The organism is Streptomyces sp. MnatMP-M17 (assembly GCF_900091995.1).
Classification (GTDB): domain Bacteria; phylum Actinomycetota; class Actinomycetes; order Streptomycetales; family Streptomycetaceae; genus Streptomyces.
In genome coordinates, this window is sequence record NZ_FMDK01000641.1 from 1 (window position 1) to 4,269 (window position 4,269).

Annotated in this window: 2 protein-coding genes and 2 pseudogenes; 1 reads left to right on the forward strand and 3 read right to left on the reverse strand. The window is 71.3% G+C overall.

The window, feature by feature from the left end; translation table 11 throughout:
• A pseudogene (locus tag GA0115259_RS26940) lies at positions 1 to 221 on the reverse strand (NTP pyrophosphohydrolase); the annotation flags it as partial.
• Between the two features lie 110 nt (positions 222 to 331).
• Between GA0115259_RS26940 and GA0115259_RS26945 the strand changes: the two are divergent.
• Positions 332 to 1,492, forward strand: a complete 1,161-nt coding sequence (locus GA0115259_RS26945; protein ID WP_237540523.1) for a PLL family lectin — start codon at positions 332 to 334, stop codon at positions 1,490 to 1,492.
• Between the two features lie 93 nt (positions 1,493 to 1,585).
• On the opposite strand, the gene GA0115259_RS26950 is transcribed toward GA0115259_RS26945, so the two are convergent.
• Together GA0115259_RS26950 and GA0115259_RS26955 are read right to left on the reverse strand one after the other, a co-directional pair.
• Positions 1,586 to 3,712: a 3-hydroxyacyl-CoA dehydrogenase NAD-binding domain-containing protein gene (locus GA0115259_RS26950; protein WP_093601849.1), complete on the reverse strand. Its 2,127-nt coding sequence runs from the start codon at positions 3,710 to 3,712 to the stop codon at positions 1,586 to 1,588.
• Positions 3,709 to 4,269: pseudogene (locus GA0115259_RS26955) on the reverse strand (acetyl-CoA C-acyltransferase); the annotation flags it as partial. The pseudogene GA0115259_RS26955 and the gene GA0115259_RS26950, both read right to left, overlap by 4 nt.

The window sequence follows — 4,269 nt, forward strand, 5'->3', positions numbered from 1 at the left end:
GCGGGCTCGACCCGGACGCCCGGCACCGCCGCCACCTCCCGGGCCGCGCCCTCCACGACCAGCACGATCTCCACGGGCCCCGGATGCCCGGCGATCCCGCGCCCGGCGTACGGCACCAGGGAGTCGCGCAGCCGCTCCGTGGCGCCGCGCCGGTCGCGCCACCATCCGTCGGGCACGGAACCGACCACGTTCGCCGCGTCCACGACGATCTGGGTCCGCATCCCGCAAGCGTGTCACAGCGATGGCACACGCGGGCTCCCGGATCCGCCGCGGTACCCGCGCGTATCATCGTGTCCCGGGTTTCCAGCGCTCGGGAAGGTGGCAGCGGGCCATGACACCGAGGTCCGGACGGACGTCGAGACGATCGGGAGACGGCGCGGGCAGCGCCCTGACGGGCGAGCCGCGCCGTACGCTCCCGGCACTTCCCGTGGACAACTCCCTCCCGGCGACCACCGGCTGGCTGCTGCGCGGCAAGGACGGCAGGCTCACGGCCTACGCGCCGGCCGCCGAAGGCGTGCTGCGCTGGACGGAGGACCGGCCCGGCGGCCCCGACTGGTCGGGACCCGAACTGCTCGCCGCGCCTCGTGCCGGTCTGCTGCCGTATCTCTCCATCGCCCGGAGCGCCGAGGGCTTCGTCCATCTGCTGGCGGTGCGCAGGCGCCCCAGCGCCGACGGGCCCGACGAGGTCGATCTCCTGCACGCCGTCCAGTTCCAGACGGGCCGTCCGCTGCGGGACTGGCAGTCCCTGGGCAATCCGCACGGCAAGGACCGGGCGAAGGCCCTCCGTATCGGCATGCCCTCGATGGTCCTGGACACGACCGGCTCCGTGCATCTCTTCGTACGGAACGCGAACGGCCGTCTCTCGGCCAAGAACCAGCTGCGGTCCGGCCGTTGGCGGGCCTGGGGCGGCGCGAACCCGGAAGGGACCGTGCTGACCGGCGAGGCGGCGGCGGCCGTCGCCGATCACGGTGGGATCGAAGTCCTCGTGCCGGCCCGGGACACCATCGTCCGCTGGCTGCGCGAGAAGCCCGAAGCGGCCCTGGAACGCGCCGAGGACGAGCCGGTCGCCCCGGTCGCGCCCGGCACGCTCATCGCGGAGCGCACGGGCCAGGGACGGCTCACATACTTCTGGCGCGACGCCGAGGACGGTACGGTCCACGCCTGGCGCCCGGGCATGGAACCGGTCCGGCTGGGCGGTCCCGGCACCGGACCGCTGGCCCTGCTCCGTACTCCCGTCGACGGCCACGACTGCACGATCCTCGCCCAGCGCGGCCCCGACGGCCGTCCGAGTATCGCCGCGTATCCGACCGAGAACGAGGCCGTGGGCCTCAACTGGACTCCGTCCGGCGAGCCCTGCGTGGGCGCTCCGGCCCTGGCCCTGGACGGCGACGGCAGAGTGGTCCTGGCCGCACTGGGCGAGGACGGCACGCTGCGGCTGGCCCGCCAGAAGGCGGAACCGGGCCTGGCCCTGGCGGCCTGGACACAGGTCTGACGGCCCGTACGCGGCACCACCGCCCACAGACAGCGGTCAGGCCGTACGGAGAAGTCTCCGTACGGCCTGACCGGTCGTCCGCCCGCGTGAGGGCTACGCAGGTACGCTCGCCACGCCCGGCGCCAGGAACCGCTTGCCGTTCACACGCTCCGAGACGCCTTCCCGGTCCAGATACGGTGTGATGCCGCCCAGATGGAAGGGCCAGCCCGCGCCCGTGAGCAGACAGAGGTCGATGTCCCGCGCCTCGGCGACGACGCCCTCGGCCAGCATCAGGCCGATCTCCTGAGCCACCGCGTCCAGCACCCGCTCGCGCGTCTGCTCCTCCGTCAGGACCGTATCGCCCTGCTTGAGGAGCGCGGCGACCTCCGGATCCAGCTCCGGCGCGCCCGAGTCATAGACGTAGAAGCCGCGCTTGCCCGCCTTCACGACCGCCGCGAGGTTCTCCGAGACCGTGAAGCGGTCCGGGAACGCGCGGTGCAGCGTCTCGGAGACATGCAGCCCGATCGCCGGGCCGACCAGCTCCAGCAGCACCAGCGGCGACATCGGCAGTCCCAGCGGCTCCACCGCGCGCTCCGCCACCGCGACCGGCGTGCCCTCGTCGATGACGTTCTGGATCTCGCCCATGAAGCGCGTGAGGATACGGTTGACGACAAACGCCGGCGCGTCCTTGACCAGCACCGCGCTCTTCCTGAGCTTCTTCGCCACTCCGAACGCCGTCGCCAGCGCCGCGTCGTCGGTCCGCTCGCCGCGCACGATCTCCAGCAGCGGCAGGATCGCGACCGGATTGAAGAAGTGGAAGCCGACGACACGCTCGGGATGCCTGAGCTTCGACGCCATCTCGGAGACCGACAGCGACGAGGTGTTGGTGGCGAGGATCGCGTGCGCCGGAGCGACCGCCTCGACCTCCGCGAACACCTGCTGCTTGACGCCCATCTCCTCGAAGACGGCCTCGATGACGAAGTCCGCGTCCGCGAAGCCCTCGGCCTTGTCCAGCACACCCGAGACGAGCGCCTTGAGCCGGTTCGCCTTGTCCTGGTTGATACGGGACTTCAGCAGCAGCTTGTCGATCTCGCCATGGACATAGCCGACGCCCTTGTCGATGCGCTCCTGGTCGATGTCCGTGAGGACGACCGGGACCTCAAGACGGCGCAGGAAGAGCAGCGCGAGCTGCGAGGCCATCAGCCCCGCGCCGACCACGCCCACCTTGGTGACCGGACGGGCCAGCGACTTGTCCGGTGCTCCGGCCGGGCGCTTGGCGCGCCGCTGCACCAGATCGAAGGCGTAGATCCCGGCGCGCAGCTCGCCGCCCATGATCAGGTCCGCCAGCGCCCGGTCCTCGGCGTCGAAGCCCGCCTGGAGGTCGCCGTCCTTGGCCGCGGCGATGATGTCGAGCGCGCGGTAGGCGGCCGGAGCCGCGCCGTGCACCTTGGAGTCGGCGAAGGCCCGGCCCCGCGCGACGGCCTGGTCCCAGGCCTCACCGCGGTCCACCGAGGGCCGTACGATCTCCAGCTCGCCCTTGAGCACGGACGCCGTCCACAGCAGCGACTGCTCCAAGAAGTCCGCGCCCTCGAAGATCGCGTCCGCGATTCCCAGCTCATGCACCTGGGCGCCCTTGAGCTGCTTGTTCTGGTTGAGCGAGTTCTCGATGACGACCGAGACCGCGCGCTCGGCGCCGATCAGATTCGGCAGGAGCGTACAGCCGCCCCAGCCCGGCACCAGACCGAGGAAGACCTCGGGCAGCGAGAACGCGGGCAGCGCGGCCGACACCGTGCGGTACCGGCAGTGCAGACCGATCTCCACACCGCCGCCCATCGCCGCGCCGTTGTAGTACGCGAACGTCGGCACGGCCAGCGCGGCGAGCCGCTTGAAGACGTCATGGCCGCCGCGACCGATCGCGAGGGCGTCCTCGTGGCGCTTCAGCAGCTCCACGCCCTTGAGATCGGCGCCTACGGCGAAGATGAACGGCTTGCCGGTCACGCCCACACCGACGATGGAGCCCTCGGACGCCACCGCCTCGACCTGGGCGATCGCGGCGTCCAGATTCGCCAGCGACTGCGGGCCGAACGTCGTCGGTTTCGTGTGGTCGAGACCGTTGTCCAGCGTGATCAGCGCGAAACGCCCGGCGCCCGCGGGCAGATCGAGATGGCGTACATGCGCCTGGGTGACGACCTCGTCCGGGAACAGCTCGGCCGCGCCCTTCAGGAGTTCAGCGGTGCTCACTTGGTGCCTCCGTCGAAGTGAGGATTCTCCCAGATGACCGACGCGCCCATGCCGAAGCCGACGCACATCGTGGTCAGTCCGTACCTGACGTCGGGACGTGCCTCGAACTGCCGGGCGAGCTGCGTCATCAGCCGTACGCCGGAGGAGGCCAGCGGATGGCCGAACGCGATGGCGCCGCCGTACTGGTTGACACGCTCGTCGTCGTCCGCGATGCCGTAGTGGTCGAGGAAGGCCAGCACCTGCACGGCGAAGGCCTCATTGATCTCGAACAGCCCGATGTCGGAGATCGAGAGGCCCGCCTTGGCGAGGGCCTTCTCCGTCGACGGGATCGGCCCGTAGCCCATCACCTCGGGTTCGACACCCGCGAAGGCGTACGAGACGAGCCGCATCCTGACCGGCAGTCCCTGCTCGCGCGCGAAGTCCTCGGCGGCGATCAGCGAGGCCGTGGCGCCGTCGTTGAGCCCGGCGGCGTTGCCCGCGGTGACCCGGCCGTGCGGCCGGAACGGCGTCTTGAGCCCGGCCAGCGTCTCCAGCGTCGTACCGGGCCGCATCGGCTC

Coding starts and splice junctions, on each gene's coding strand:
- GA0115259_RS26945 (WP_237540523.1), top strand. CDS start 332: ATGACACCGAGGTCCGGACGGACGTCGAGACGATCGGGAGACGGCGCG.